This is a genomic window from Pseudophaeobacter sp. C1-32P7, assembly GCF_041008775.1.
GTDB lineage: Bacteria > Pseudomonadota > Alphaproteobacteria > Rhodobacterales > Rhodobacteraceae > Phycobacter > Phycobacter gallaeciensis_A.
Map to the genome: position 1 here is coordinate 229,788 of NZ_JAXGFR010000006.1, position 26,186 is coordinate 255,973.

At 61.7% G+C, this 26,186-nt stretch carries 23 protein-coding genes; 12 read left to right on the top strand and 11 right to left on the bottom strand.

The features are described 5' to 3' along the window. Window positions 1-17 precede the first annotated feature (17 nt). Window positions 18-320, bottom strand: a complete 303-nt coding sequence (locus SM763_RS11080) for a DUF6476 family protein (RefSeq protein ID WP_274832964.1) — start codon at window positions 318-320, stop codon at window positions 18-20. On the opposite strand from SM763_RS11080, the gene SM763_RS11085 reads away from it, so the two are divergent. Next, entirely contained in the window at window positions 319-1,353 is a 1,035-nt protein-coding gene (locus SM763_RS11085) for an RluA family pseudouridine synthase (protein WP_368998573.1), read from the top strand. The genes SM763_RS11080 and SM763_RS11085 overlap by 2 nt on opposite strands. Before the next feature lie 167 nt (window positions 1,354-1,520). Further along, entirely contained in the window at window positions 1,521-2,417 is an 897-nt protein-coding gene (gene rpoH / locus SM763_RS11090; RefSeq protein ID WP_065272972.1) for an RNA polymerase sigma factor RpoH, read from the top strand. A 136-nt stretch (window positions 2,418-2,553) separates the two neighbouring features. Here rpoH and SM763_RS11095 read toward each other — a convergent pair whose 3' ends face one another. Both SM763_RS11095 and SM763_RS11100 read right to left on the bottom strand, forming a co-directional pair. Then, window positions 2,554-3,144, bottom strand: a complete 591-nt coding sequence (locus SM763_RS11095) for a hemerythrin domain-containing protein (protein ID WP_368998574.1) — start codon at window positions 3,142-3,144, stop codon at window positions 2,554-2,556. A gap of 595 nt (window positions 3,145-3,739) precedes the next feature. After that, the gene (locus SM763_RS11100) at window positions 3,740-4,912 is read right to left on the bottom strand and encodes a dipeptidase (protein ID WP_368998575.1); all 1,173 of its coding nucleotides are present in this window, start codon (window positions 4,910-4,912) and stop codon (window positions 3,740-3,742) included. Between the two features lie 158 nt (window positions 4,913-5,070). On the opposite strand from SM763_RS11100, the gene SM763_RS11105 reads away from it, so the two are divergent. After that, on the top strand, window positions 5,071-5,340 hold the full coding sequence (locus SM763_RS11105) for a DksA/TraR family C4-type zinc finger protein (protein WP_274830083.1): 270 nt from the start codon (window positions 5,071-5,073) through the stop codon (window positions 5,338-5,340). A 612-nt stretch (window positions 5,341-5,952) separates the two neighbouring features. Here the strand turns inward: SM763_RS11105 and SM763_RS11110 are convergent. From SM763_RS11110 to SM763_RS11120, 3 genes are all read right to left on the bottom strand, one after another. Continuing rightward, window positions 5,953-7,773: a M3 family oligoendopeptidase gene (locus SM763_RS11110; protein WP_274839709.1), complete on the bottom strand. Its 1,821-nt coding sequence runs from the start codon at window positions 7,771-7,773 to the stop codon at window positions 5,953-5,955. Between the two features lie 125 nt (window positions 7,774-7,898). Further along, window positions 7,899-8,873: an alpha/beta fold hydrolase gene (locus tag SM763_RS11115; protein WP_368998576.1), complete on the bottom strand. Its 975-nt coding sequence runs from the start codon at window positions 8,871-8,873 to the stop codon at window positions 7,899-7,901. 17 nt (window positions 8,874-8,890) lie between these two features. Continuing rightward, window positions 8,891-9,181: an SCP2 sterol-binding domain-containing protein gene (locus SM763_RS11120; RefSeq protein ID WP_065273775.1), complete on the bottom strand. Its 291-nt coding sequence runs from the start codon at window positions 9,179-9,181 to the stop codon at window positions 8,891-8,893. Window positions 9,182-9,282: 101 nt separating this feature from the next. Between SM763_RS11120 and SM763_RS11125 the strand changes: the two genes are divergently transcribed. The 6 genes from SM763_RS11125 to SM763_RS11150 all read left to right on the top strand — a co-directional run bounded on the left by SM763_RS11125 (window position 9,283) and on the right by SM763_RS11150 (window position 15,402). Further along, window positions 9,283-9,861 (top strand): tetratricopeptide repeat protein, encoded by a 579-nt coding sequence (locus SM763_RS11125; RefSeq protein WP_368998577.1) that lies wholly within the window; start codon window positions 9,283-9,285, stop codon window positions 9,859-9,861. 26 nt (window positions 9,862-9,887) lie between these two features. Next, complete coding sequence (locus SM763_RS11130; RefSeq protein ID WP_368998578.1) at window positions 9,888-12,842, top strand: helicase-related protein; 2,955 nt, start codon at window positions 9,888-9,890, stop codon at window positions 12,840-12,842. Window positions 12,843-12,849: 7 nt separating this feature from the next. Continuing rightward, window positions 12,850-13,224, top strand: coding sequence for an RNA-binding S4 domain-containing protein (locus SM763_RS11135; protein WP_065272979.1), 375 nt, complete (start codon window positions 12,850-12,852; stop codon window positions 13,222-13,224). Between the two features lie 63 nt (window positions 13,225-13,287). Continuing rightward, window positions 13,288-13,626, top strand: a complete 339-nt coding sequence (gene fdxA / locus SM763_RS11140; protein ID WP_065272980.1) for a ferredoxin FdxA — start codon at window positions 13,288-13,290, stop codon at window positions 13,624-13,626. Between the two features lie 357 nt (window positions 13,627-13,983). Beyond that, window positions 13,984-14,499, top strand: coding sequence for a CarD family transcriptional regulator (locus SM763_RS11145; protein ID WP_065272981.1), 516 nt, complete (start codon window positions 13,984-13,986; stop codon window positions 14,497-14,499). 129 nt (window positions 14,500-14,628) lie between these two features. Continuing rightward, window positions 14,629-15,402: an ion channel gene (locus SM763_RS11150; RefSeq protein WP_274830080.1), complete on the top strand. Its 774-nt coding sequence runs from the start codon at window positions 14,629-14,631 to the stop codon at window positions 15,400-15,402. 4 nt (window positions 15,403-15,406) lie between these two features. On the opposite strand, the gene cobS is transcribed toward SM763_RS11150, so the two are convergent. Beyond that, window positions 15,407-16,162, bottom strand: coding sequence for an adenosylcobinamide-GDP ribazoletransferase (gene cobS, locus SM763_RS11155; protein WP_368998579.1), 756 nt, complete (start codon window positions 16,160-16,162; stop codon window positions 15,407-15,409). Window positions 16,163-16,263: 101 nt separating this feature from the next. Here cobS and cobT point away from each other — a divergent pair, with 101 nt between their 5' ends. Beyond that, window positions 16,264-17,280 carry a nicotinate-nucleotide--dimethylbenzimidazole phosphoribosyltransferase gene (gene cobT, locus SM763_RS11160; protein WP_368998580.1) on the top strand — a complete coding sequence of 339 codons (1,017 nt, stop codon included), beginning with the start codon at window positions 16,264-16,266 and terminating at the stop codon, window positions 17,278-17,280. Between the two features lie 30 nt (window positions 17,281-17,310). Here cobT and SM763_RS11165 read toward each other — a convergent pair whose 3' ends face one another. From SM763_RS11165 to SM763_RS11175, 3 genes are all read right to left on the bottom strand, one after another. Continuing rightward, complete coding sequence (locus tag SM763_RS11165) at window positions 17,311-19,191, bottom strand: monovalent cation:proton antiporter-2 (CPA2) family protein (protein ID WP_368998581.1); 1,881 nt, start codon at window positions 19,189-19,191, stop codon at window positions 17,311-17,313. A 105-nt stretch (window positions 19,192-19,296) separates the two neighbouring features. Then, window positions 19,297-20,517: a PAS domain-containing protein gene (locus SM763_RS11170; RefSeq protein WP_368998582.1), complete on the bottom strand. Its 1,221-nt coding sequence runs from the start codon at window positions 20,515-20,517 to the stop codon at window positions 19,297-19,299. A 61-nt stretch (window positions 20,518-20,578) separates the two neighbouring features. Further along, window positions 20,579-21,034, bottom strand: coding sequence for an Lrp/AsnC family transcriptional regulator (locus SM763_RS11175; RefSeq protein ID WP_274839704.1), 456 nt, complete (start codon window positions 21,032-21,034; stop codon window positions 20,579-20,581). A gap of 144 nt (window positions 21,035-21,178) precedes the next feature. Between SM763_RS11175 and hppD the strand changes: the two genes are divergently transcribed. Beyond that, window positions 21,179-22,279 carry a 4-hydroxyphenylpyruvate dioxygenase gene (hppD, locus tag SM763_RS11180; RefSeq protein ID WP_274830076.1) on the top strand — a complete coding sequence of 367 codons (1,101 nt, stop codon included), beginning with the start codon at window positions 21,179-21,181 and terminating at the stop codon, window positions 22,277-22,279. A gap of 235 nt (window positions 22,280-22,514) precedes the next feature. Here hppD and SM763_RS11185 read toward each other — a convergent pair whose 3' ends face one another. Continuing rightward, window positions 22,515-25,286: a hypothetical protein gene (locus SM763_RS11185; RefSeq protein WP_368998583.1), complete on the bottom strand. Its 2,772-nt coding sequence runs from the start codon at window positions 25,284-25,286 to the stop codon at window positions 22,515-22,517. Window positions 25,287-25,430: 144 nt separating this feature from the next. Between SM763_RS11185 and SM763_RS11190 the strand changes: the two genes are divergently transcribed. Further along, window positions 25,431-26,150 carry an SIMPL domain-containing protein gene (locus SM763_RS11190; protein ID WP_368998584.1) on the top strand — a complete coding sequence of 240 codons (720 nt, stop codon included), beginning with the start codon at window positions 25,431-25,433 and terminating at the stop codon, window positions 26,148-26,150. Window positions 26,151-26,186: the final 36 nt, after the last annotated feature.

Genomic DNA, 26,186 nt, shown 5'->3' on the forward strand with positions numbered 1-26,186 from the left:
TTGCTGTGCCGGGGGGGCTATTTCAGCTCGATTTCCTGCCGGACCGCACTGGTTTCGGGATCCAGAATCAGGATGCGCTGATCCTGGGTCACCACCGCCACCCAGCCGGTGCCAAAGGTGACAGCCTCGGCCGTGACGCCGTCGGGCAGGGTGATGCTTTCGGGAAGCGAGGGCCCGTCTGCAGACAGACGGATGACAAGCAGCGAGATAACCACTACAAGCCCGCCAATCATGACCACGGTCAGCGTGGTCACCAGTCGGCGCAGGAACTTCAGCTGCGGCGGCTCTTCTTGCAATTCGGGTTTGGAAGGATCTGTCATGGAGCGCCGCCGGATAGAATTCGTTATTGCGGAAAATCCGCCTAAACGGCTTGATAAAGCGGTTTCACGTGATGTGCCAGAGGAGGCAACCCTATCGCGGACCCGTCTGGCGCGGCTGATTGACGAGGGCGCGCTGTCCGTTGACGGGCAAGTGGTGCGCGATCCCAAGGCGCGGGTCGAGGCGGGGGCGGTGATTTCAGTCACCGTCGAGGAAGCCAGTGACAGCCATATTGGCCCCGAGGATATCCCGCTGGATGTGGTGTTCGAGGATGACGATCTGATCGTCGTCAACAAACCGGCGGGCATGGTGGTGCATCCGGCGCCGGGCACGCCTTCGGGCACGCTGGTCAACGCGCTAATGCATCATTGCGGCGATAACCTGTCTGGTGTCGGTGGGGTGAAGCGCCCCGGTATCGTGCATCGCATCGACAAGGAAACCTCGGGTCTTCTGGTGGTGGCGAAATCCGATGTTGCGCATCAGGGGCTTGCGGCGCAGTTCGAACGTCACACGGTCGAACGCTATTACCGTGCGGTCTGCTATGGTGTGCCCGATGCCAACGATCCCCGGCTGCGCGGTGTCAAAGGTGCCAGTTTCGAGACCGGCAACATCCTGAAGCTGACCACCCAGTTGGCCCGCCACAAGACAGACCGACAGCGTCAGGCGGTGCTGTTTCAGGGCGGCCGCCACGCGGTGACCCGTGCGCGCATCGTGGAGCCTTTTGGCAATCCGGCGGTGGCGGCGCTGATAGAATGCTGGTTGGAAACCGGCAGGACCCATCAGATCCGGGTGCATATGGCCCATGCAGGTCATGGGCTGATCGGTGATCCGACCTATGGCGGCAAACGCAAGCTGCCGGTTAAGGCGCTGAGCGAAAAGGCGCTTGCGGCGGTTCAGGCCTTTCCGCGGCAGGCACTGCATGCGGCGGTTCTGGGCTTTACCAATCCGGTCAGCGGCGAAACGGTGCGGTTCGAGGCGCCCTTGCCGCAGGATATGCAGGACCTCCTGGAGGCGCTGCGCGGCGCAAAAGGGTGAGCCATGGGCCGCCGATAGAGGCCTGTGATCAAGATTACAGACCGTGATCGCGGGTTCGGTATAAGGTGTGATTATCGGTAGGACTTGAAACGGAAGAACCTCTTCCCCATATTCGTCCTACAACAACGCTGATGTTAGGTCCTTAAACATTGGGAGGGACAGACCGAATGGCGAATTATGCAAACCTGCCTGCACCGACACCGGAAGGTGGCCTGAACCGTTATATGCAGGAAATCCGGAAGTTCCCGCTACTGGAGCCGGAAGAAGAATACATGCTGGCCAAGCGGTGGGTCGAAGAGCAGGACACCAAGGCGGCGCATAAGATGGTCACCTCCCACCTGCGGCTGGCGGCCAAGATCGCCATGGGATACCGCGGTTACGGTCTGCCCCAGGCCGAGGTGATCTCGGAGGCGAACGTCGGTCTGATGCAGGCGGTGAAACGCTTTGATCCTGAAAAAGGTTTCCGTCTGGCGACCTATGCCATGTGGTGGATCCGCGCCTCGATCCAGGAATATATCCTGCGGTCCTGGAGCCTTGTGAAACTGGGCACCACCTCGGGCCAGAAGAAACTGTTCTTCAACCTGCGCAAGGCCAAGGCCCGTATCGGTGCCCTGGAAGAGGGCGATCTGCGTCCGGAAAACGTCAAGAAGATCGCGACCGATCTGGGCGTGACCGAAGCCGAAGTAATCTCAATGAACCGCCGCATGTCCGGTGGCGACGCGTCGCTCAATGCCACTGTCGGCAGCGAGGGCGAGGGCACCATGCAGTGGCAGGACTGGCTGGAAGACGAAGATGCCGACCAGGCGGGCGATTACGAGGCACGGGACGAGCTGGAAGCGCGCCGCGAACTGCTGGCGCAGGCGCTTGATGTGCTGAATGACCGGGAAAAGGATATCCTGACCCAGCGCCGTCTTGCCGACAAACCGGTGACTCTGGAAGAGCTGAGCACCCAGTATGACGTCAGCCGCGAACGTATCCGCCAGATCGAGGTGCGCGCGTTTGAGAAGCTGCAAAACAAGATGCGTGCTTTGGCGTCGGAAAAAGGCATGCTGACCAGCGCCTGAAGACAGGCTGCGAATGAACGGCAAAGAAATGCAAAAGGGTTGCCCTGCGGGCAGCCCTTTTTCTTTCGGTCACGGATTGGGATGCGGGCGAAATAGCATTGGATGCCGACGTTGCTGAGGAGTCTTGGCGGCGCTGTCAGATCGACCCGAGATAATACCCGATAGCCTCTGCCAGTTCAGTTTCCTCATAGCCAAAATGGGAACGCACAACCTCTTCCAGTTTTCTGAATGTCGCGGCGGCCTGGGCGAAGTTTGCATCGCTGGGATTTTCGGCCAGCGTATGCGCTGCACGACCGAGGCGGATGATCAGCTCGTGAACCACCTCGTGTTCTGCCTTCAATTTGGCGATGACTTCGCGGAACTTTCCACCGCCCGCAGCCTCGATCCGGGGGAACATGTCAGCGCCTTCAATATCGTGGTGCAACTTAAGCACCTGGCACTCGCGCCCGCAAAGCGATCCGAACGCGCGGAAATTCTCAGCCATGTCGAGTGAAAGCACGATCTGCTTCAGGTGCTCAGGCGGGGTGTCCCGCGCCTCGATCCGGGTCAGGACCGCAGCGATCTGGGCTATCTCCATCAGGTAATGACGATGGATTGCTGCCAGTTGTCGCCCCTGATGACGGTGAGCGTCCGTTGCTTCCGGCACCAGCGGTGCTTTGGGGCGGGCAGCCTCGTCGAGGCTGAGTTCATCCAGAGGTTGGCTCGAAAGATCGGTCATGATGGACATGAAAAGCCTTGCCCGGGCTAAGTCAAGGACGTCTGCTTTGGCGGGCAGGGCGATCGTTCATGTTGCGTCGTTGTGGGAGCAGGCTGATGCATCTGGGGGGCAAAACGCGCAAGCTTTGGACGAGTACATGCCTGTAGCGTCCAAGCATAGGCCGGTCAGCGAAAGGCTGGCGCGGTGGCTGGCAAGCTGAAAGACTTTTTGGGGGCGACCTGATCAACGGCTGGCGAAAGGCTGGCAAGGATGATCGAGCTGCGCTGGCGAAGTGCTGGCGTTGTGTGGCTGGCTGGAAATCAGGGGGCTGGCGGTGCTGGCTGTCTGGCTGGGACCCGGTAGGGTGTCCTCGCTGGAGTGCTAGCTTTGCGTGCTGCCGTTGATTCTGGCTTGCTGCAGATCCTGAAACCTCGATAGGCAATAGCGAAGGGTGGGTCAAGAAAAATGTGTAAATTCAAATACTTGATTAGTTTTGTCGGGATTTAACCGCGTGTGCGCCGGCAGGCTGAATCCGCGAGATAGATCTGCCGGCCAGAACGGGAAACGCCGCCCCGGCGAGGGGGCGGCGCGATGCAACGTTGTCTTTTTCCGGCGCAGCGGTGGATCAGTCCAGCCGGGCCCGGATCACCCGTAGCATGTTTTCCCCGGCGACCTTGCGGATCTGTTCGGGCGTCAGACCCGCCTGCAGCATGGCATGGGTGAGGGCGGCAAGTTCCGAGGTGTCGAATGTGGTCTCGACCGAGCCGTCGAAATCCGACCCCAGCGCGACGTGATCCGCGCCAACGACCTCGATCCCGACCTTCACAGCGGCGGCGACGCCCGCAGGGCTGTCATCGCAGATCGCATCCTTCCAGTAGCCGATACCGATGACCCCGCCCTTTGCCGCGATCTCCCGCATCAGATCGTCCTGGAAGTTCCGCTTGACCGGGCAGGCCTTGTGAATGCCGCCATGGGAGACGACCAGCGGAATATCGGTCATTTCAAGAACATCACGCGCCACCTGTGGGCTGGAATGGGCGAGATCAAGGATCAGTCCCCGCTCCACCACGGCTTGTACAACCGAGCGTCCGAAATCGGTCAGCCCGGCATTGCTGGCGCCATGCAGCGATCCGCCGAGTGCATTGTCGAAAAAGTGCTGCAGGGCCACCAGCCGGTAGCCCGCATCCTGCAAGCCCTGCAGGTTGTCGAGGTTGCCTTCCAGCGGATGCGCGCCTTCGATACCAAGGATCCCGCCGACCACGGCCTCGCCCGACAGCTTGCGTTCCAGCAGCGCATCAAGGTCGGCTTCTGATTTGATGATATGCAGTTTGCCGTCCGACTTTTCTTCAAACCCGTGCAGTTTTTCCGCCTGATAGACGGCGCGCTCATAAAGCGAGCCCCAGGTGCGCATGGGCCACATCTGTGCCACTGCCAGAAGGGTGATATTGTCCATCGCGTCGGTTTCATTGTGGTCGTAGTTCTGACCGGCGGGGGATTTTGTTACGGCGGTGAAAACCTGCAAGGCCACGTTGCCTTCGATCAGGCGGGGGATGTCGACCTGACCCCGGTTGCCACGCTTTGTGAGGTCGCGTTTCCACAGCAGGGGATCGGCATGCAGATCGCCGATCAGCAGCGTCTTGTGCAACTCGGCCGCCTCGGCGCTGACGGGGTAGGGGTCATGCTCGGCCACCACGTTGCGGCCATTTTCGATATAGCCGGGTACAAAGATCAGTGCACCGATCACCACAAGGATCAGCAGGACCACCAGCCGTCCCAGCCATTTTGCAAGTTTTCGCATCAAATACCCTCCCCAAAATCTGCTCAAAGAAACTGCTGGCAGGCTACTGCGGACAGGGCAGGGCGCAAGGAAAACGTCGGGGCAGCCGCCCGGCTTGCCCCGCGCGGTCTGGGCGCCTAGGCTGCGGGTCTTCGCATCAGGACGCGGGAGGGCGTGATATGGCAGGAGGATGGGCGCGCGACGGCGCGGTGAGCGAGCAGATCGAAGCCTCGATCAGCGATGAGCTGGCGCGGATGAAAGCGCAGCAACAGCCCGTCGGCGAAAGTCTGACCCATTGCGCGGATTGTGAAGAAGAGATTCCCGAAAAACGCCGCCTGGCCCGCCCGGGTGTGAAGCTATGCATCGATTGTCAGGAAGAGCGCGACGGAGCAAAGGCGCAGCGCGGCGGCATCAACCGGCGCGGATCGAAGGACAGTCAGTTGAAGTGAGCGCCGTAGGACATGGCTGCTATGAGCCCATTTTGACCGATGCTGCGAAGTCGACGAAAGTCCGTTTGCAGCGAAACCACGCAGGCCGCCTTCTGAAACATCTACTAGACCAGTTTTGCGGAGATGCTGGGCTCAGCGCTTGCCGCGCCGTCGCGCCCTACCTAAGTTAACAGAGAGCCTCGGCGTCATGAACTCATTCAGCAACAATGCGCTGTAATTGCAATGCTGAAATCAAAGATGGGGCCGGGCGAGTTTCGCGCGGGCAGGTTGGCAATAAAGAGGCTGAAGCAATGTTTGAATTCTTCCGGAAGTTGATCGCATTTTTCCGGCCTCCAACTTACGACCCTAAGAACCCTCCGCTAGGAATGGAAGCAATGGATCTAGACTCGGTGAATAAGACAAACTCCGAGAACGAACGGATCGAAGGTAGAAATTGGCGCGACATACACCGGCGCTAGCAGATTGAAGAGCTATTAGCCGGATTTGTCTGTCATGTTCGGTGTGTTCAAAAATTCAGATGCCAACATTGGCGCAGCCGCAGCGAAAGTCGGTTCAGTCCGCATAGTGGACGATCAGGCGGGCGGCCAAAAACCTCCCGCCTGACGCGAAGTATCAGTCCTCCATCGCCTCCAGCTCGTCGATCATGCCAGAGATCATCGACAGGCCTTTGTCCCAGAACTTGGGATCCGAGGCATCAAGGCCGAAGGGCGCTAGAAGCTCCTTGTGGTGCTTGGAACCACCCGCTTTCAGCATGTCGAAATACTTCTCCTGGAAGCCTTCGGGGTTTTCCTCGTAGACCGAGTAGAGCGCGTTCACCAGACCGTCGCCGAATGCATAGGCGTAGACATAGAAGGGCGAGTGGACAAAATGCGGGATATAGGCCCAGAAGGTCTCGTACCCTTCCATGAAATCAAAGGCTTCGCCCAGGGATTCGGCCTGCACCGACATCCAGAGCGCATTGATGTCATCGGGTGTCAGCTCGCCGCCGCGGCGCGCTTCGTGCAGTTTGCACTCAAAATCATAAAAGGCGATCTGGCGCACGACCGTGTTGATCATGTCCTCGACCTTGCCTGCCAGCAGCACGCGGCGCTCGTTCTGGTCCTTGGCCTTTTCCAGCATCTTGCGGAAGGTCAGCATCTCGCCGAACACGGACGCGGTTTCTGCCAGCGTCAGCGGGGTGGAGGAGAGCATTTCGCCCTGACCGGCGGCCAGCACCTGATGCACGCCATGGCCCAGCTCATGCGCGAGGGTCATCACATCGCGCGGTTTGCCGAGGTAGTTCAGCATGACATAGGGGTGCACATCGGTGACGGTGGGATGGGCAAAGGCGCCCGGCGCCTTGCCGGGTTTCACGCCCGCATCGATCCAGCCCTTGTTGAAGAAGGGATCGGCGATTTCGGCCATGCGCGGATCAAAGGCGCCATAGGCCTCCATCACGATGTCGCGGGCCTCGTCCCAGCCGACGGTGCGGGAGACTTCCATCGGCAGCGGCGCGTTGCGGTCCCAGACCTGCATACGGTCCAGGCCCAGCCATTTGCGCTTCAGCTCGTAATAGCGGTGCGACAGCTTGGGGTAGGCGGCCACGACGGCTTCGCGCAGGGCCTCGACCACTTCGGGTTCGACATCATTGGCCAGATGGCGGCCCATCTGCGCCGAGGGCATGCCGCGCCAGCGGTCGACGATTTCCTTTTCCTTGGCTTGCGTGTTGTGGACGCGGGCAAAGATCTTGATGTTTTCGGCAAAGACCCGCGCCAGTTCTCGTGCCGCGGCTTCGCGTTTGCTGCGGTCTTGGTCGGTCAGGAAGTTCAGCGTGCCTTCGATGTTCATTTCTTCACCGTCTACGGTGAAGGTCAGACCGGCGATGGTCTCATCAAACAACTTCTCCCAGGCGTCGCCGACCACGCCCAGATCGTGCAGGAATTTTTCCAACTCATCCGACAGCTGGTACGGCTTCATCGCGCGGATGCGGCGGAAGACGGGTTCATAGCGTGCGAGATCCGCATTGGCGGCAAACAGCGCCTTCAGCTTGTCATCTTCGATACGGTTGATCTCCAGCGTGAAGAAGACCAATGGCGTGGTGAAAACGGTGACCTTTTCCTGGCAATCCGACAGGAATTTGGCGCGGTCTGCATCGGTGGTCAGCTGGTAATAACGCAGGCCCGCATAGGACATCAGGCGCCCGGCGATGGCGTTGATTTTCTCGTTGCGCAGCACGCAGTCCAGCAGACCCGCCGCATCAAGATCGGCCAGCTTGCCTTCGTAATCGGCAGCAAAGGCGCTGCATTCCTGCTCCAGCCAATCCAGATCGCGTGCCAGTTCGGGGGCGTCATCAGCGGTGTAAAGATCGGTCAGATCCCATTCGGGCAGATTGCCGAAGGCGTCAGAGCCTCCACCGGCATTGGCGTCACGAACGGGGAAAGGCAGTTGAAACATGGGGCCTCCTTGAAGCGTCATGTGAAAAGATGAGGCACAGCCGCGCCGTGCCATTCGATTGACATCTAAGCAGCGGCGCGGGGGATCACAAGCGATCAGCGGCGCCGCCCATCAGCCGGGGGCGTTCAGCCCCGGTATTGGTCAAAGAGGGCGCACATGCGGTCAAAGGTGTGCTGGCGGATGGCTGGACCTTCCATCACCACCTCGTGCTGGGCGCCCTGAACCAGATCCAGCTCGCCGCCGGGCCAGCGCTGCATGCGGTCCTTGATGGCGTCAGTATTTACGATCTGCTCGTCGCTGCCGAGGAAGGTGATGCAGGGTGGCGCCGGAGAGGGGCGCTGGGCCAGGGCGGCGCATTCCTGCAGTCCTTCGCTCAGCCAATGTACGGTTGGCCCGCCCAGTGTCAGATCCGGCTGGGCCTCCAGCTGTTCCTGCATAAACCGGTACATATCCGCGTCATTGGTCAGAGTGTTGCCTTCGTAGGGGGCGGATTGCACGTAATGCCCCTTGGTCGTGGTGGGCGCGCGCATTGCGCTGAAACCCAGATGTGGCGCCAAAGCGCCTAAGATGCGTGCGACGGGGCGCATGGCGGCGGGGATCTGGATCCCCCACATTGGCCCGGTGAAGGCGCAGGCCTTGACCGGCAACCCTTCGATCAGGGCACGCAGCCCGATGGCGCCGCCCATGGAGTGAGCCAGCAGGAACCAGGGCTTCGGCAGGTCAAGCTGCTGCGCCAGTTGCACCACGGCGGCGACGTCCTGCTGAAAGTCGGGGAAATGCTGAACATGGCCAAGACGCCGGTCGTCCAGCATCCGGTCGGCCAGCCCCTGTCCGCGCCAGTCCACGGCCAGCGTCGCAAAGCCGCGCCGACCCAGGTCGATGGCTGCAGGGCCGTATTTTTCGATATATTCGGTGCGTCCGGGAAAGATCAGCACCGTGCCCTTGATCGCCTCGCGCGGCAGACCACCGGGCAGCCAATGGCCCACGCGGATGCGCAGGCCATCTTTGGTGGTCACCCAATGGGCTTCTCCCCCTTCCGGACCATCGGCGATATCGCGAAAATACGGGGCAGGGGTCAGATCCATAGGGCGGGTCTCCATCATTCAGGTCGGTGTGGTCAGGCGAGGGCCGAGGCCAGTTTCATCGCAGTGCCCATGTCGCCGTCAACGCTCAGCTTGCCGGTCATGAAGGCGCTGGTGGGGTTAAGTTCACCGGACAGGATCGCCTCAAAGGTTTCGGCATCGGCGGACATGGTGACATCGGTTTCTTCGTCGCTGATCCGTGCACCGTCGCTGTCCAGCACGATCGCGCCCATGTCTTCGATCTGGAACTTGGCGCTGCCGTCAAAACCGGCGGCATCTAGTTTTTCATTCAGGGCTGCGGCGGCTTGTGTCAGGGTGTCGCTCATCGGGTCTTCCTCGCTCATTTGCAGGGGCATCGCACTTTTATGTGAAGCTTTCGTCTACGGCACTGGAAAATGCGATGCACGGGGTTACACTGAGGGTCATCATGGTTTCAAATGTTCCGAACCTCAAAGCTATCGTGGCGGCAACGGTGCTGACAGTCACGTTTTCCCTGCCTTCGGCGGTTCTGGCACAGGTCGGAACCGGTGCCCCGGATGAGGCGGCGCTACTGGCAGAGCTGTCGGTGGCGGATCCCACCGATGCCGCTGCCATCGATCGTGAGCTGCAGGCGCTGTGGCGCAAAAGCGGCTCGCCTGCGATGGATCTGCTGCTGACGCGCGGCGTCCGGGCGCTGGAGCGGGGCGACACGCAAGAGGCAATCGAGCATCTGACCGCGCTGACCGATCACGCGCCGGGATTTGCGCGTGGCTGGTATGAGCGGGCGCGCGCCTATTTCGTCATCGGCCTTTATGGTCCCTCGGTGGCGGATCTGGAGCATGCCCTGGCGCTGAACCCCAATAATTACGACGCGATCTACGCGCTGGGCACCATCTTTGAACAGTTCCGCGACCCCCAGAATGCCTATGCCGCCTATTTGCGCGCCAAGGCTATACATCCGACGCATCAGGAAGTAACCAAGGCGCTCGACCGATTGGCGCCCTTGGTCGAGGGCAAGGAACTCTAGGCCCCGACCGGGGCAGGGGCGGTGCTATGGCAAACGCATCACGGGTGACGGCGGTCCTGGGACCGACCAACACCGGCAAAACCCATTACGCAATCGACAGGATGCTGGGGTATCGGACGGGGATCATGGGATTCCCGCTGCGGCTGCTTGCGCGCGAGGTCTATGACAAGATCGTCGCGGCGCGCGGCCCATCGGTGGTGGCGCTGCTGACCGGTGAAGAGCGGATCGTGCCGCCGCGCGCGCAATACTGGATTTGCACCGTTGAGGCGATGCCAGAGGGGATGGGCTGTGACTTCCTCGCCATCGACGAAATCCAGCTTTGCGCCGATCCGGAACGAGGCCATGTCTTTACCGACCGGCTGCTGCGGGCGCGGGGCACCCATGAGACGCTGTTTCTGGGCGCCGACACCATGCGCGGGCCGATTCAGGCGCTGGTGCCGGGGGTGGAGTTCGTGCGCCGCGAACGGATGTCCGATCTGGTCTATGCCGGATCGAAGAAAATCAGCCGGATGCCGCCGCGCACCGCTATTGTCGGCTTCTCGGTCGATAACGTTTATGCAATCGCCGAGCTGATCCGCCGCCAGAAGGGGGGCGCCGCGGTGGTGATGGGGGCGCTCAGCCCGCGCACCCGTAACGCGCAGGTGGCGCTCTATCAGAATGGAGAGGTCGACTATCTGGTGGCCACCGATGCGATCGGCATGGGGTTGAACCTTGATATCGACCATGTCGCCTTTGCCTCGACATCAAAATTCGATGGCCGCCGCATGCGGCCGCTGGCAGCAAACGAGCTGGCCCAGATCGCAGGCCGCGCCGGGCGCGGCATGAGCCACGGTTCCTTCGGGGTGACCGGCGATGCCCGCCCTCTGGATGAAGGCACGGCGCAGGCGATCATGGAGCACCGTTTCACGCCGCTGAAAAAGCTGAACTGGCGCTCCTCCGCGCTGCAATTCGGTACTGTCGAGGCGCTGATCCGCTCGCTAGAGGCGGCACCGCAGGATGAATTCCTGATGAAGGCGCGCGAGGCTGATGACCTTGGCGCGCTGAAAGCATTGTCGCAGGATCCCGATATTCTGGCCCGGACCACCAATGCGCCGTCCGTGCGGCTGTTGTGGGATGTCTGCCGGATTCCCGATTTCCGTGGTATAAGCCATGCCGAACATGCGTCGCTATTGCGGGGGATCTTCAATCACCTGCATGGCGGCGGCGTCGTGCCCGACGATTGGCTGGCCCGACAGATCAAGCGGATCGACCGGACGGACGGAAATATCGATGCCTTGTCCAAACGGTTGGCATTTATCCGCACATGGACCTATGTGGCACAAAGGAAAGGCTGGCTGCGTGACGAAATCCATTGGCGGAATGAGACTCGCGCTGTAGAAGACAGGTTGTCGGACGCATTGCACGAACGTCTGACTGAAAAATTTGTGGACCGGCGCACATCCGTGCTCTTGCGCCGGCTCAAGCAGAAGGAGGCCCTTTTGGCCGAAGTGAATGACAAGGGTGAAGTGACCGTCGAAGGCGAATTCGTCGGACGGCTCGAAGGGTTCCGGTTCTCGCCTGACAAGGGCGCAGAAGGTGCTGAAGCGAAGGCGTTGAAATCCGCGTCTTTGCAGGCGCTCGCTCCGCATTTTCATCTGCGGGCAGACCGGTTCTACAATGCGCCCGATACCGAAATTGATTATACCGAACAGGGTGGCCTCATGTGGGGCGATAGCGCCATCGGCAAATTGGTCGCCGGTGCCGATCCGCTGACCCCTGGCGTGCAGGTCTTTGTAGACGATGCAGCCGGGACCGAGGTTGCGCAAAAGGTCGAACGCCGCCTGCAGCATTTCATCTCCCGCAAGGTCCAGTCGCTGTTTGAACCGCTGCTGAACCTGCAAAAGGACGAGGAACTGAACGGGCTGGCCCGTGGTTTCGCCTTTCGCATGGTCGAGGCGCTGGGCCTGCTGCCCCGCCACACCGTCGCGCAGGAGGTCAAGGATCTGGACCAGGACGCCCGTGGCGCGCTGCGCAAGCACGGTGTGCGGTTCGGTCAGTTCACCATCTTCATGCCGCTGCTGTTGAAACCGGCGCCGACGCGTCTGCGTCTGGTGCTGTGGTCGCTGGCAAACGGGCTGCAGGATTTCCCCGAGGCACCGCCACCGGGTCTGGTGACCGTTCCCGCGCTGAAAGACGCACCGCAGGGATATGACACAATGTCCGGCTACCGCGAAGCGGGTGAGCGGATGATCCGCATCGACATGCTGGAACGGCTGGCCGACATGCTGCGCGCCGAAGACAGCCGCGGTGGTTTCGAAGCCAAGCCCGACATGCTGTCGATCACCGGCATGACGCTGGAGCAATTCGCGGACCTGATGCAGGGCCTTGGCTATCGCGCCGAAAAGGGCGAACGCGAAAAGGTCAAACCGGCGGATGCAGTTGTCGCTGAAACCGGCACGCCCGCGGCAGGCCAGCCTGTCATGGATGCTGCGGCGGACGCGGAAAACACCCCGGCCGCTGCGCCTGCGGGTGAGGGCGCTGCGCCTGCCGCAGATGTGGTGCCTGAAGCCGCCGCCATTGCCGACGAAGGTGTGGCGCCGATTGCTGAAACCGGTTCGGATGCTGCAGCGGAAGAACCCGTGCCTGAGGTCGCCGAGAATGAAACCCCGGTGGGCGAAGCGGCAGATACCTCTGTCGAGGCGCCTGAAGTCGAGGTCTTCTATACTTTCACTTGGGGCGGTCGTGCCCGTCAGGGCGGCAACCGCGGTCAACGCCGTGGCCAGCAAGGCCAGGACGCCCGTGGCAATGCCGGTGGCGGCAAGGGCAAACCCCGCGGTGCCAAAGGCGGCGCCGGTGGCGGCAAACCCGGTGGCAAGAAAGGCGGACGTCCTCAGCAGCAGGGCGGCAAGACCTATTCGGCCCGCCCGCCGAAGAAGGAAAAGAAGATCGATCCCGACAACCCCTTCGCTGCGGCGCTGATGGGGCTCAAACAGGGCGACTGATCCGGCCATGCAGGAGGGCGCGGCAAAGATCCGTATCGATAAATGGCTGTGGCATGCGCGGTTTTTCAAAACCCGCAGTCTGGCCGCGAAACAGGTCAGCGCCGGTCACGTCCGCCTGAATGCCGACAAGATCTCGAAACCGGCTCAGAACGTCACCCCGGGTGACGTTCTGACCTTTCCGCAGGGGCGGCAGATTCGGGTTGTCCGTGTCGAAGCCATCGGCGAAAGGCGCGGACCGGCACCTGAAGCACAAACCTTGTATTTCGACATGACCGAAAAACAGGAAAGCGTTCCGGCCAATCCGCGCTTTGAGGGAAAGGGCCGCCCTGATAAGAAATCTCGCAGGGCGCTTGATCTTACCCGCAGGGGCGACATCCATTGACATCTTGAAGATGGCGCCGCTCTGGATTAGCTAGACGCCAAACAGAAAACGGGACCTGGCACTATGACCTATGTCGTTACGGAAAACTGCATCGCCTGCAAATACACCGATTGTGTTGAGGTCTGCCCTGTAGACTGTTTCTACGAAGGCGAGAACACGCTAGTCATCCACCCGGATGAATGCATTGACTGCGGTGTCTGTGAACCAGAATGCCCCGCCGACGCGATCCGCCCGGATACTGAGCCGGACATGGACAAATGGGTTGAGTTCAACCGCAAGTATTCCGAGATGTGGCCGGTGATCGTCTCCAAGAAAGACCCGATGCCCGGCGCAGAAGACCGCGACGGCGAAGAGGGCAAGATGGAGAAATACTTCTCCGAAGCTCCTGGCGAGGGCGGCTGAGCAGCTGAGCTCTGCCAGTTGTTCCTCTGGTTTTCACGCGATTCGCGGGTTTTTGCCTCATTTGGGTGTGGCAGCGTGTGAAACGCATAGATTAGGTCCGAATCGCCCATAACACGCAGGTGTTTGCCCGGCGTTGTAAGGGTGCCTTCCGAATACCCCGATTTTGTGGTATGATCTGTCTCTGAGATGAACAGAACACGAGATGTTGCCCGACTGTTTGAATGCCCATTCATGCATTACGGGCAGATTTTCTGCGACTATCGCGTGGCGCGCGGATCACTGTAAGTGAGCCGGTGACCACTCTTTGTCGTTGTCGTGCCGGAACATGCATCCGGCTTATTGCGAGGAAAGACCTGTATGACAAAATCGAAGAAGCTCGAATTCCGCCCCAATGAGTATGTGGTTTACCCGGCGCATGGTGTCGGCCAGATCATCTCGATCGAGGAGCAGGAAGTGGCCGGCTTTGCGCTGGAGCTTTTCGTAATCACCTTTGAAAAGGACAAGATGACCCTGCGGGTGCCGACCAACAAGGCGGTCGAAGTGGGCATGCGCTCGCTCAGCTCTCCCGATGTGATCAACCAGGCCATGAAGACCCTCAAGGGTAAGGCCAAGGTCAAGCGGGCCATGTGGTCCCGCCGCGCGCAGGAATACGAACAGAAGATCAACTCCGGCGATCTGATCGCCATCGCCGAAGTGGTCCGCGACCTGCACCGCACCGACGATCAGCGCGAGCAAAGCTATTCCGAGCGTCAGCTGTACGAGGCGGCGCTGGAGCGTCTGACCCGCGAAGTGGCTGCCGTTGCCGATGGTGACGAAATCTCGGCTGCCAAACAGGTGGATGAGGTTCTGACCTCACGCGCTGCCGCGGCCTGAGGCTGCCGGAAACAGCCGGACACCGAAAGACACATGCAAAAACAAAGGGCCGCGCCGGGTTGCGCGGCCCTTTGTTTTTCCGGATGTTCTGTTGAGCCAGGATTGGGGCAGAGCAGGGGCACAGCGGGCATGCAGAACCTGAAGAAACGCATCAACACCCTTTACGAGGGCGCCTCGCCCGGTGCGGTGCGGTTCCGCTATGGCATCATTATCTTTGATGCGCTGTCGATCCTGTTCTTCATTGCCACGGCGCATGTCGATCATGGCCCGATGTTGATCGCGATCAGCCAGCTGCTCGGCGTTATCATCGGGCTGGACCTGGCGGCGCGGCTGTGGATCGCCCGTAACCGCAAGGCCTTCCTGTGGCAGATCTATACGCTGGCCGATGTGACGGTGATCGTGACCCTGCTGCTGGATCCGTTGTTCTCCGGCAGCCTGGCTTTTTTGCGGATCCTGCGGGCGCTGCGGCTTATCCATTCCTACCATCTGCTCCGCGACCTGCGCCGCGACAGCGAATTCTTCCGCCGTAACGAGGATGCGCTTCTGGCCGGGGTCAACCTCTTCGTGTTCATCTTTGCCACCGCCATGGCGGTGCTGATCTTCTTTATCGATGAGACCCAGACCCAGTCGCCCTATGTGGATGCGCTCTATTTCACCGTTGCGACGCTGACCACCACTGGGTTTGGCGATATCACCATGGCCTCTCCGGCGGGCAAGATGTTTTCGGTCTTTGTCATGGTGGTGGGGGTGGCGCTGTTCGTGCGGCTGGCGCAGGCGATCTTTCAGCCGCAGAAGGTGCGTTATACCTGTCCTACCTGTGGCCTGACGCGGCACGATATCGACGCGGTCCATTGCAAGCATTGCGGCGAACAGCTGAAGATCCTGACCACCGGCGTCGAGTGACTCCTCAGAGCGCCAGCAAAACCAGCAGGCCCGTAAGCTCGCACAGTTGCTGGGTCGCGCCCAGAATATCGCCGGTCTGACCGCCGATCTTGGCCCGCGACAGCGCGCCAAGACCTGCCGTGACCAGCGCCATGATCACGGCCACGGCCAAGAGCTGCGACAAGGCGATGAACGGCAGCGCCAGACCCAGTGCCAGAACCCCGCCCAGCAAAACGGGCAGGGCGCGGGGGCGCCCGACGCTGCGGGACAGGCCATCGGCGCGCGCATGGGGCAGGGCGTACATCAGAACCGGCATGGCAGCCCGGCTGAGCATGGCCAGCGCCAGCAGCGGCCAGGGGCCTGCGGTCTCCAAAAGGGCGGCCATCGCCACCCAGCGCAGCCCCAGCCCGAGGATCAGCGCCAGCACCCCATAGGTGCCGATCTGGCTGTCCTTCATGATCTCCAACCGACGCTCAGGCTCGAACCCGCCCCACAGCCCATCGGCGGTGTCGGCTAGGCCATCTTCGTGCATGGCGCCGGTCAGCAGGATCTGCACTGCCAGCGCCAGCCCTGCGGCAACCAACGGTGGCAGGCCAAGCATGAGGGCCAGGCTGGCCGCAATCGTGGCGGGCAAGGCGACGGTGACGCCCGCCAGCGGAAAGGCCCAGGCCGCTGCCGATTGCCGTTTGAACGTCTCTGCCGACAGGTGCGGCAGGGGCAGGCGGGTCAGCAGAACGAGCGCCAGGGGAATGTCGGCTGCGCGGATGTCGGTTTTTCGCATTTGCGGGCCTCTTGCGGGACTTGCAGCGGGGGGGCGAGCGGTTAAACAGGTGCCCAATCGCTTTACCCGCGTACCGTAACCCTATGCAACGAGGCTGATCCATGCTGCCCCAGATATCTTCTCTTGATGACTTTCGTGCCCAGCTTGGTGCGGCACCGGCAGCAGATGCCTCCGCAACGCAGGGCGCCGAGGCGCGCAATGGGCAGCTGACCAAACCACCCGGGGCACTGGGTCGGCTGGAGGATCTTGCGATCTGGTATGCGGGCTGGCGCGGCAGCGACCGACCAGCCATTACCGCGCCGCAGGTGATCGTCTTTGCCGGTAATCACGGCGTTACGGGGCAGGGTGTGTCTGCCTTTCCGGCCGAGGTGACCGCCCAGATGGTCCTGAATTTCGAACATGGCGGGGCGGCGATCAATCAGCTCGCCGAATTCGCCGGAGCGCGCATGGATGTGCATGCGCTGGACCTTGACCGGCCAACGCAGGATTTCACCAAGGCCCCCGCGATGAGCGAGGCTGAGCTGCTCATCGCCTTGCAGGCGGGTTGGGAGGCGGTGGACCCCACGGCGGATCTGCTGGTGGTGGGCGAAATGGGCATCGGCAACACCACCGCTGCGGCGGCCCTGTCCTGCGCGTTGTTCGGCGGCGCTGCAGCCGACTGGACCGGGCGTGGCACCGGCGTCGATGATGCCGGGTTGGCCAACAAGAGCCGGGTGGTGGCCGAGGGCGTCGCCCTGCATGGCCCCCAGATCAAGGATGGTCTGGATGCGCTGGCATGTCTTGGCGGGCGTGAGATTGCCGCCATGGCCGGTGCCATCGCGGCGGCCCGGATGCTGCGCATTCCGGTGATCCTGGATGGCTATATCTGCTGTTCCGCAGCGGCCTGCCTGCTGAAAACGCATGAGGGCGCGCTCGATCACGCGGTGGCGGGTCACAAGGGTGCAGAGGCGGCGCATGTGATGCTGCTGGACAAGCTCGGCAAGGAGCCGCTGCTTACCTTGGGACTGCGCCTTGGCGAAGGCTCTGGTGCGGCTCTGGCGATTCAGATCCTGAAGGGCGCAATCGCCTGCCACAGCGGCATGGCAACCTTTGCCGAGGCGGGCGTTACCGACGGCTGATGGTCCATCAGCCGGGCGATCTGGCCGCGATCAGGAGGACTTTTGGTCCTTCTGCTCGGCCAGTTCCAATAGGGCCGTCTCCAGATCCTTTTCCAGCTCGCGCGCACGGGCGATATAGGCTTTGTTTTCACTGGCCGGAGTGCCGGGGACCCAGTGCTTGGCCAGTTCGCGGATGGTCAGGCGGTCATGGGCATAGAAGGTCTGTTCGGCCTGCGCGGCCTCATATTCGCTGAGGCCGATCCGCTCCAGCACGTAACGCCCGGCACGCAGGGAGCTATCGAACATTTCCCGCACGATGTCATTGGCACCGGCCTGATACAGATCGAAAACGTGATGCCGGTCATAGGCCCGGGCGATGATGTGGATATCGGGGTAGTTGCGCCGCACATAGTCCACCAGTTTCACGGTGTTCTCCGGATCATCCAGTGCCACCACAAGGATCTTGGCCTTTGCAATGCCGGCGGCCTTCAGCAGCTCGGGCCGGGTCGGATCGCCAAGAAAGCTTTTGACGCCGAAACGGCGCATCAGTTGAACGGCTTCCATGTCGTTGTCGAGCAGCACCGTCTTGAAGCCGCTGGCGCGGACCAGCCGGTTGACGATTTGGCCAAATCGGCCGATGCCGGCAATGATCACGGGGCCTTCCTCGTCGATTTCATCCGGGGCATGCTCCACCCGCGCCTCGCCCAACCGTTTGGACAACAGGTCATAGGCAATGAACAGCAGCGGCGTGATCAGCATCGACAGGGCGATGATCAGTAACAGTTTTTCCGACAGGGCGGGCGGGATAACGTTGAGCTGCCGGGAAAAGGCAAGCAGCACGAAGCCGAATTCACCTGCCTGCGCCAGCCCCAGCGTGAACAGCCAATGTGCCCGGCGGCGCAGGCCGAAGGCGCGGCCGACGAAATAGAGCACCAGCCCCTTGGCGACGATCACCAGCAGCGCGAGGCCGATCAGATCGCCGGGGCTGGCGAGGAACAGGCGGTAGTTGATCCCGGCGCCGACGGTGATGAAGAACAACCCCAGAAGCAGTCCTTTGAAAGGGTTGAGGTCGCTTTCCAGCTCGTGCCGGAACTCGGAGTTGGCCAGAACCACACCGGCCAGAAAGGCACCAAGCGCAGGGGACAGGCCGACCAGCGTCATCAGGAAGGAGATCCCGACAACGATCAGCAGCGCCAGCGCGGTATACATTTCCCGCAGGTTGGAGGCATGAATAAAGCGGAACAGCGGTCGGGTCAGATAGATCCCGGCCAGGATGATAAAGGCAACAGCGGCAATGGTGATCAGGGTCACGGCCCAGCCGGGCATGCCTTCGACCAGAGACAGCGAGCCATGCCCACCGTTGTGACCGGCCTCGGCGGCGCGCTGGATCGACCCGTCGGAGCCGATTTGCGGGCCACCGGTGGTCGCCAGCAGCGGTAGGAAAGCAAGGATCGGAATGACGGCGATATCCTGCGTCAGCAGCACCGAGAAGCTGGCCCGCCCGCCGCCGGTCTGCATCAGGCCCTTTTCTGACAGGGTCTGCAGCACGATCGCGGTTGAGGAAAGCGATAGCGCGAGGCCGATTGCAAGGCTCACCTGCCACGGCTCCCCGGCGGCCATGGCAGCGCCCATCAGGGCCAGGGTACTGAACAGGACTTGCAAACCGCCAAGCCCCAACAGCTTGTGCCGCATGGCCCAGAGTGCCCTCGGCTCAAGCTCCAGGCCGATCAGGAACAGCATCATCACGACGCCAAATTCGGCAAAATGCTGCAGGTCCTGGGTTTCAGAGCCGACAAAGCCGAAGACTGGTCCGATCAGGATGCCGGCTGCAAGATATCCCAGCACCGAACCGAGCCCCAAGCGCGCTGCGATGGGGACCGCGATGACGGCGGCGGCGATGTAAATCGAGGCTTGGTAGAGAAACGCGTCCATGCCGAAGGTATGGCAAGCGACAGCCGCCTTGGCAACGGGTTAGGGCGACTTGGGGATGTCGGCCGGGCCTATTGCGCCTGTTCCGCGACAGGCCCGGGCATGGTGTTATTTCTCGTGGATGCGGATGTCGCCGGACAGTTTCTCGATCCGCTCCAGCCGCTCGGAAATCCGGCGCTGGAAGACGCCAAGCTGGTCGATGATGTCCGACAAGGTTTCGCCCGACTCAGGGAGGCGCGCGCTTTCGATCTTGCACAGCACCCGGGTCGAGCTGAGGCCAAGGAACTGGCGGTGCATGACCTGGCAGGCGTGCATGATTCTGTCTGCTTCGCGGTTGACGTCTTCCTGGCCGACGCGTTTGCGGTCCAGCTGGTCAATCACGATCTGCTTCAGAACGGCGCGTTCATGCGCCATATCGATCTCGCCCAGGGCGCGGCGTTCCATGCTCAGCTGTTGGTCGCACTCCTGCAGCATGCGGGTGATGCATTGCACCATCAGGCTGGTGTTGACGGTGGATTTGATGGTGGCAAAGGTGCTGTTTTCGCCCATCACATGGGCGGCGAACCAATCGGACATCTCGCGCGACATGGAACCGTAGTTCTGGGACAGGACGGTGACTGGACCGCCAGCCGGTTCGATACGCGATGCGATGACCCGCAGATTGTGAGGGATCGTGTGCATAGCGTCGAAATCCTTGACCAGACCCTCGGTCTGATCAACCAGGACCTGGGCGTTGTCGAGCATTCGGGCAAGCGCCAGCAGCGTTTCGTCCACCGGGTTCCCGAGGGCCGCATCGCGGGCCTTGAATTCCTCGCACAGAGCATGGGCTGCGAATTGATCGTAGTCTTCAAACCCTTTGCTGCGCACCCATTCCATCATGATTTCGGCGCTTTCGTCGGGGGAGAGGCCTTCCTGCTCTTCCGCCAGGCGCATCGTCTCGTAGATGGTTTGCACCTCCTCAAAGACCGGGCTGGTCGGCTTGATCCGGGCGGAGAGATAGCCATCCTTGTGGGGCACCACGACGGCGAAGACCCAATAGTACAGGCCGTCCTTGGCCAGGTTCTTAACATAGGCGCCGATGGTTTTGTCGGCCTTGATGGTGTCCCAGAACAGCTTGAACACGCCACGTGGCATATCCGGGTGGCGGATCACCTTGTGCGGTGCGCCGATCAGTTCAGGCCAATCGTAATCGGCAACCCGCCGGAAAATATAGTTTCCGGCCTCAATAACTCCGCGCTTATCGGTGCGAGAGAAAAACACTTCGTTCAATTTGAACGGGGCTTCTCCGCTGGACGGGCGGGTTTCAATACGGCGGTCGACAAATGACATTAGGTGTTCCCAGCTTTAGGCATGCGCAATGCATCTTTAGCGTGAGAATCTTCCCGTATCGTTAAGTCGGCAGGGGCGCATCGCGTTTTAACTGCGCCATTACGATCTGGCTTTGCACCCGCGCAACGGCTGGGTGTGTCAGCAGAACATCGTGGATCAGCGTGTTCAGCGCCTCAAGGTCGCGGCAATAGACCCTCAGCAGGTAGTCGGCCTCGCCGGTCATGGTCCAGGCTGAAGTGATTTCGGCGCGGGTGCTGACCAGCCGGGCAAAGCTGGTCGATTGTTCAGGGCCGTGGCTGCCCAGATGCACCTGTACAAATCCTTGCACCGCCAGCCCCAGTTTCGCCGCATCCAGCCGCGCCGCGTAACCCTGGATATACCCTTCGGCCTCCAGCCTTTGCCGCCGCCGTCCGGCCTGACTGGGTGACAGGTTCAAAAGCTCCCCCAGCTCCTGTGCCGTGAGGTGGGCGTTCTTCTGCAACGCGGCCAGAAGGCGGGTGTCGGTAGAATCGAGCATATGCGTGGTATTCCCAAAATGACTGGAAAGTATGCGGTCATTGCGCATGAAATCCTAGCAGGAGGCCAATGAATGCGCAAACACTGCGTATCGAACGCGCTATCTTTATAGCAGAATTGAAACGCGCAATCAGGAGGAGCACCCATGGGTCCGTTCCCGCATAATGCCCCGAAATCCGTCATCAGCGAAGAGAACCCCGCAGGCACCGATGGTTTTGAATTCGTCGAATTCGCCAGTCCAGAGCCGCAGGAACTGCGCGACCTTTTCACCAAGATGGGCTACGAGCTGGTGGGCCGCCACAAGACCAAACCGGGGATCGAACTGTGGCAGCAGGGCGATATCACCTATATCCTGAACGCCGAAAAGGGCAGCTTTGCCGAGAAGTTCGTCGAAGAGCACGGCCCCTGCGCCCCTTCGATGGGCTGGCGCGTTGTGGATGCGCAAAAGGCATTTGATCACGCTGTTGCCAAGGGCGCCGAGCCTTATGAAGGCGATGACAAGACCATGGATGTGCCCGCGATCAAGGGCATCGGCGGCTCGCTTATCTACTTCATCGACCAGTACTATGAGACCTCGCCCTACAACGAGGAATTCGAGTGGCTGAAACAATCCAAGCCGCGCGGCGTGGGGTTCTATTATCTCGATCACCTGACCCACAATGTCTACAAGGGCAACATGGACAAGTGGTTCAAGTTCTACGGCGAGTTGTTCAACTTCAAGGAAATCCGCTTTTTCGATATTGAAGGCAAATTCACCGGTCTTCTGAGCCGTGCGCTGACCTCGCCTTGCGGCCGTATCCGTATCCCGATCAACGAGGATCGTGGCGAAACCGGACAGATCGTTGCCTACCTGAAAAAGTACAAGGGCGAAGGCATCCAGCACATCGCCGTGGGCACCGAGAATATCTACGACTCCACCGACGAGATTTCCGAGCGCGGCATCAACTTTATGCCCGCCCCGCCGGAAACCTACTATGACCTCAGCCATGACCGCGTCGTGGGCCACGAAGAGCCGATCGAGCGCATGAAAAAACACGGTATCCTGATTGACGGCGAAGGCGTCGTGGATGGCGGTGAGACCAAGATCCTGCTGCAGATCTTCTCCAAGACCGTAATCGGCCCGATCTTCTTCGAATTCATCCAGCGCAAGGGCGACGATGGCTTTGGCGAGGGCAACTTCAAGGCGCTGTTCGAATCCATCGAGCAAGAGCAGATCAACAACGGAGAAATCCAGGCCGCCGAGTAATCCGGCGCGGATCCGGGGCTGCCTTTGGTGGTCTCGCGGTCTGGTCTGATTGTGTAAAGAGTGATTGGACCGGCTCCTGTTTGGGAGCCGGTTTTCTCATGTCGGGAGCGCATGTGAAGGTGCGGTAGAGGACATGATGCCAGGTGGTCAGCGCAACACTGGCTCTTGCATGCCTTCGTGAGGAGTTTGTGGGGGGCAGGGAGGAACGGCGGAAAGAACCGGCTGCAGGCCAGTATTACTCGGGCATTTCCAGCGTGTGGTTGCGGCCGCTTTTCTGGTATTGCAGCCGGGCATCGCCGATGGCGACGACACGGCCACCATCCAAACGGTCGCCGACTTGGACCTTGCGATAGCGGCCACTCGGCAGGCGCACCAGTGCGCGACGGTCGGCAGAGGTGCCATATACGCCGATCAGGTTCAGGCGGCGCAGGTTGATCGCATTGGTGATGGTGGCCTGCCGCGACACCGAGGCCGAGCTGGGCAGGCGCGGGGTAACGGTGGCAGGCACGGCTGCGGCGGTGGCCACTGCCGAGGTGCTGCGCTGCGCCCGGTCAACGATATTGGAGAAATTCGTCGGCCGCGCCCGCGGGGTGACAGAGGTGGCAACAGCCAGTGCGGTGGCAGGCTGGCTTTCCTGTTCTTCGGTCTTCAGCGAGGCCGGGCGGATGCGCGGGCGCAGGCTGGCCAGCTCGGCGCGGCTGCGCCCGCCCAGTTGCGCCCGTTCCACCTGTTCGGTGAGGTCGGCAGGCCGGGCACGCGGGCGCAGTTGTGACAGGGCTTCAAGCCGGGCCGCTTCGGCCTCTGCGGCTGCTGCCGCCTCGGCCACGGCGGGGTCGATACGTTCCGGTGTAGGCGGTGGCACGACCGGCGGGCGGCCCAGGAAAACCATCACGCCGTCGGGGTTCACGGTGCCTTCGGGCGTGGCTTCGACGAGCCCGCGCCGATCCAGCGCGATGGCACTGCCTGCGGCGGCGGGAGAGCTGACGACATCCGGGGCGTCATCGGTGCTCGCATCCGGTTGCGCTGGCAGGGCGACGGCGTCCTGCGACAGGTCGGTATCGTCGATCGAGGCCACATAGATACCGTCCAGATCCACCACCGCCGGGACCTGCGCGATTTCGGGCACCGCCTGCCAGATGCCGGTGGCGGCATATTGCGCGGCCTGCTCCAAGGCGCGGTCTTCGGCGCTCAGAGGTTCAGGCTCTGTTTCGGTTTCGGTGTCATCCAGCACACCATCGGCGATGGCTTCGGGGTCAAGCCGTGCGGTCTCGATATCGGCTTGATCCTGCGCGTCTGCGGTACCGGGGGTGTCCTCGGTGTCGGAAAGGAAGGTCACACCTGGGTCCGGCTGGTCCGGCAGGGCGCTGACCTGCGGCGCAATGGGCCGGTCTTCGGTGTCTGCCGTCATTAGATCTGCCGGTGTGGTTTCAGCAGGCTCCGCGGAGGCCAGCGGCACAGAAGGTGCTTCGTCCGGGATCTCTGGCACTGTGGTTTCTGCCGGAGTTGCATCGCCTGGCTGCGGTGCCTCTGGTTCCGCCGCCGGTTCCGGCGTGCTGCCCCGCAGGGGGGGATCCTCGGCAGCGGGCTGATCCGAGAACCGGCCAAACAATCCGCCCGGGGACACATAGGCGAGCGCGGCGACGGTCACCATGAAAACCACCAAGAGAACCGTCAGGACCAGTCCCATGTTGCGCGGTTTTGCCGGGGTGCGGCTTGGTGCCGGTTTTCCGGATCCGGCTTTCTGTCCCAACAGGCGGGCCAGCAAACCCGGAACTGCGCTCTCGCCTTTGCCGCTTTGCGGCTGGCCTGGCGGTGGCGTGATCGGGGTTGCAGGCGCCGCGCTGGCAGAGTCGGGCTGTTTCTTAGAGACCGGAGCGGCAGGCCCCTCGGGGGCACCGGTTTTCTGCGGTCCCTGACCCCCTTTCTGAGCGGTGATCTTGTGATCGGCCACCGGCGTCGGTGCTGCGCGGGTGGCGCCAGCGAGGGCAGGGGCCGCAGCGCCGCTGTCGGCCTTCCGGCGCCGGGTGCTGAAACCCATGGCCGGTCCCTGATCTTCGCCGGGGTCTTCCTCTGCTGCGCCCTCGGCGCCAGCCTTCGCAGAGATTTCGATCTGCGGGGACTTATCCCCGGCAGTCTTGTCCTCGGGGCGTAGAGGCTGGGCCTCGGTCTTGCCATCATCGGGCGTTTCCGCCTGCGTATCAGCAACGGAAACAGCGTCTTTGTCGGCGCCTTGGTCAGGGACACCCGGTTTTGTGGCTGGATTTTCCTCAACAGTCTCCGGGGCCGGTTCCTTAGATTCATCCGGCGCGCCTGCTGCAGGCGCTGCTTCGTCGGCGAGAACTGGGGTCGCCTCGGCGGGGGCCTCGGTTTCTTTTCCGGCAGGCTCGCCAATCTTCTTGGCCTGCGGCGCGCTCTTTTCGGCGGCTTTGGGCGCCCGTGGAATGACCGGCCCGATGTCGACAACCGCGATGCCATCCGGCTCAATCGGGGCGTCTCCGATCGCGGTGGAGGCGCCAAAGAACGGCTCCCCGAGAAAATCCATATCGCCGGGTACGGCCACGAAACTGGCCGGGATGAACCCGTGTTCCAGCGCGAAGCCTTCGGCCTCTTCCAGGGTTTCGCGGGCGACGGCTGCCACATGGGTCAGCGGCCCGTCTTCGGAGATATCAAAGGACAGATCCGCCACAGCGTAGGGCGTGGCGCCTTCCAGCGCCTTTTTCGCCATCTCGCGCCGGGTGGGAGCGTCGGCAGTACCGGTTTCAACGGTCAGATAGCGGATCTGATCGTTCGGAATCACCACCTTGCAACAGGTGGAGCCGCCCTCCGCCAGCGCCTCCCCGGCTGTGCGCAGATCGGCCAACGCCCGAGGCAGATCCGGGTGGCTCAGCGGCACCTTGCCAATATTGCGCCAGCCGCCGGCGGCGCGGCGCAGAAAGGCAATGCCTTCCGAAGACAGAGAGAGAGCAAACCCCGGTTTCATAGTGCGGTCAAACCATCCAAATTCCATGTGCCCGGACCGCTAAGTGCCCGTCTGGCCTTGCGGGCAGACCTTAAAGCAGGAGTTCGCCGAGGAAAAGGAAAAGACGGGAAGAGCCCTTGTCTGTGGCAAGGAAACGCTCCCATCTTGGGGCACAACACAGGAGACGCTGAGATGAAGACGAAGGCGATACTTGCATCATTGATGATCTGGACCTGCTCCAACGGGGCGGTGCTGGCGGAGGCAGCGGGCCCGCGCCAGATCGTGGTCACCGGAGAGGCACACACCGAGGTTGCGCCGGACCGGGCCACCATCACTTTGGGCGTCACCGCCGAGGCGGAAGAGGCGGCTATAGCCATGCGTCAGGTGTCGGAGGACATGACGGCGGTGATTGCCGGGCTGCGTGAGGCGGGCATTGCCGCAGAGGACATGCAGACCCAATCGATTTCGATTGATCCGGTCTGGAGTGCCCGGCGCGCGTCTGATGGCCGGGAACAGCGCGAGATCACCGGGTTTGTTGCCAGCAATACGCTGGCGGTCCGGGTGCGGGAGCTGGACAATCTTGGACCGGTTCTGGACCGGGTACTGGCCGCCGGAGCCAATAATTTCAGAGGCTTGAGCTTTGGCGTTGCAGATTCCGCGGCGGTCATTGACCAGATCCGGGGCGATGCGGTGCGCGATGCCATCCGCAAGGCGCGGCAACTGGCCGAGGCGGCTGAGATGGAGCTTGGGCCGGTACGCTCGATCACAGAACATGGCGGCAGTGGCGGTCCGCGTCCGATGAAGATGATGGAAATGGCCCGCTCATCGTCGATGCTGGTCGAGGCCGGAAGCCTTGGTTTTGAACACAGCGTCTCGGTTGTCTTCGACCTGCGGGTGCCGGGTTTGGAATAACATTGGTAGCGGACAAAGTACGTGCCAGACATGAAA

Bases quoted from the DNA above. Each gene is read 5' to 3' on its own strand.
- SM763_RS11110 (WP_274839709.1), bottom strand. From the start codon at position 7,773: ATGTTTCAACTGCCTTTCCCCGTTCGTGACGCCAATGCCGGTGGAGGC.
- SM763_RS11080 (WP_274832964.1), bottom strand. From the start codon at position 320: ATGACAGATCCTTCCAAACCCGAATTGCAAGAAGAGCCGCCGCAGCTG.
- SM763_RS11185 (WP_368998583.1), bottom strand. From the start codon at position 25,286: ATGGAATTTGGATGGTTTGACCGCACTATGAAACCGGGGTTTGCTCTC.
- SM763_RS11130 (WP_368998578.1), top strand. From the start codon at position 9,888: ATGGCAAACGCATCACGGGTGACGGCGGTCCTGGGACCGACCAACACC.
- SM763_RS11115 (WP_368998576.1), bottom strand. From the start codon at position 8,873: ATGGAGACCCGCCCTATGGATCTGACCCCTGCCCCGTATTTTCGCGAT.
- hppD (WP_274830076.1), top strand. From the start codon at position 21,179: ATGGGTCCGTTCCCGCATAATGCCCCGAAATCCGTCATCAGCGAAGAG.
- SM763_RS11175 (WP_274839704.1), bottom strand. From the start codon at position 21,034: ATGCTCGATTCTACCGACACCCGCCTTCTGGCCGCGTTGCAGAAGAAC.
- SM763_RS11145 (WP_065272981.1), top strand. From the start codon at position 13,984: ATGACAAAATCGAAGAAGCTCGAATTCCGCCCCAATGAGTATGTGGTT.
- SM763_RS11150 (WP_274830080.1), top strand. From the start codon at position 14,629: ATGCAGAACCTGAAGAAACGCATCAACACCCTTTACGAGGGCGCCTCG.
- fdxA (WP_065272980.1), top strand. From the start codon at position 13,288: ATGACCTATGTCGTTACGGAAAACTGCATCGCCTGCAAATACACCGAT.
- cobS (WP_368998579.1), bottom strand. From the start codon at position 16,162: ATGCGAAAAACCGACATCCGCGCAGCCGACATTCCCCTGGCGCTCGTT.
- SM763_RS11170 (WP_368998582.1), bottom strand. From the start codon at position 20,517: ATGTCATTTGTCGACCGCCGTATTGAAACCCGCCCGTCCAGCGGAGAA.
- SM763_RS11165 (WP_368998581.1), bottom strand. From the start codon at position 19,191: ATGGACGCGTTTCTCTACCAAGCCTCGATTTACATCGCCGCCGCCGTC.
- SM763_RS11095 (WP_368998574.1), bottom strand. From the start codon at position 3,144: ATGTCCATCATGACCGATCTTTCGAGCCAACCTCTGGATGAACTCAGC.
- SM763_RS11100 (WP_368998575.1), bottom strand. From the start codon at position 4,912: ATGCGAAAACTTGCAAAATGGCTGGGACGGCTGGTGGTCCTGCTGATC.
- SM763_RS11190 (WP_368998584.1), top strand. From the start codon at position 25,431: ATGAAGACGAAGGCGATACTTGCATCATTGATGATCTGGACCTGCTCC.
- SM763_RS11135 (WP_065272979.1), top strand. From the start codon at position 12,850: ATGCAGGAGGGCGCGGCAAAGATCCGTATCGATAAATGGCTGTGGCAT.
- SM763_RS11105 (WP_274830083.1), top strand. From the start codon at position 5,071: ATGGCAGGAGGATGGGCGCGCGACGGCGCGGTGAGCGAGCAGATCGAA.
- cobT (WP_368998580.1), top strand. From the start codon at position 16,264: ATGCTGCCCCAGATATCTTCTCTTGATGACTTTCGTGCCCAGCTTGGT.
- SM763_RS11085 (WP_368998573.1), top strand. From the start codon at position 319: ATGGAGCGCCGCCGGATAGAATTCGTTATTGCGGAAAATCCGCCTAAA.
- SM763_RS11125 (WP_368998577.1), top strand. From the start codon at position 9,283: ATGGTTTCAAATGTTCCGAACCTCAAAGCTATCGTGGCGGCAACGGTG.
- SM763_RS11120 (WP_065273775.1), bottom strand. From the start codon at position 9,181: ATGAGCGACACCCTGACACAAGCCGCCGCAGCCCTGAATGAAAAACTA.
- rpoH (WP_065272972.1), top strand. From the start codon at position 1,521: ATGGCGAATTATGCAAACCTGCCTGCACCGACACCGGAAGGTGGCCTG.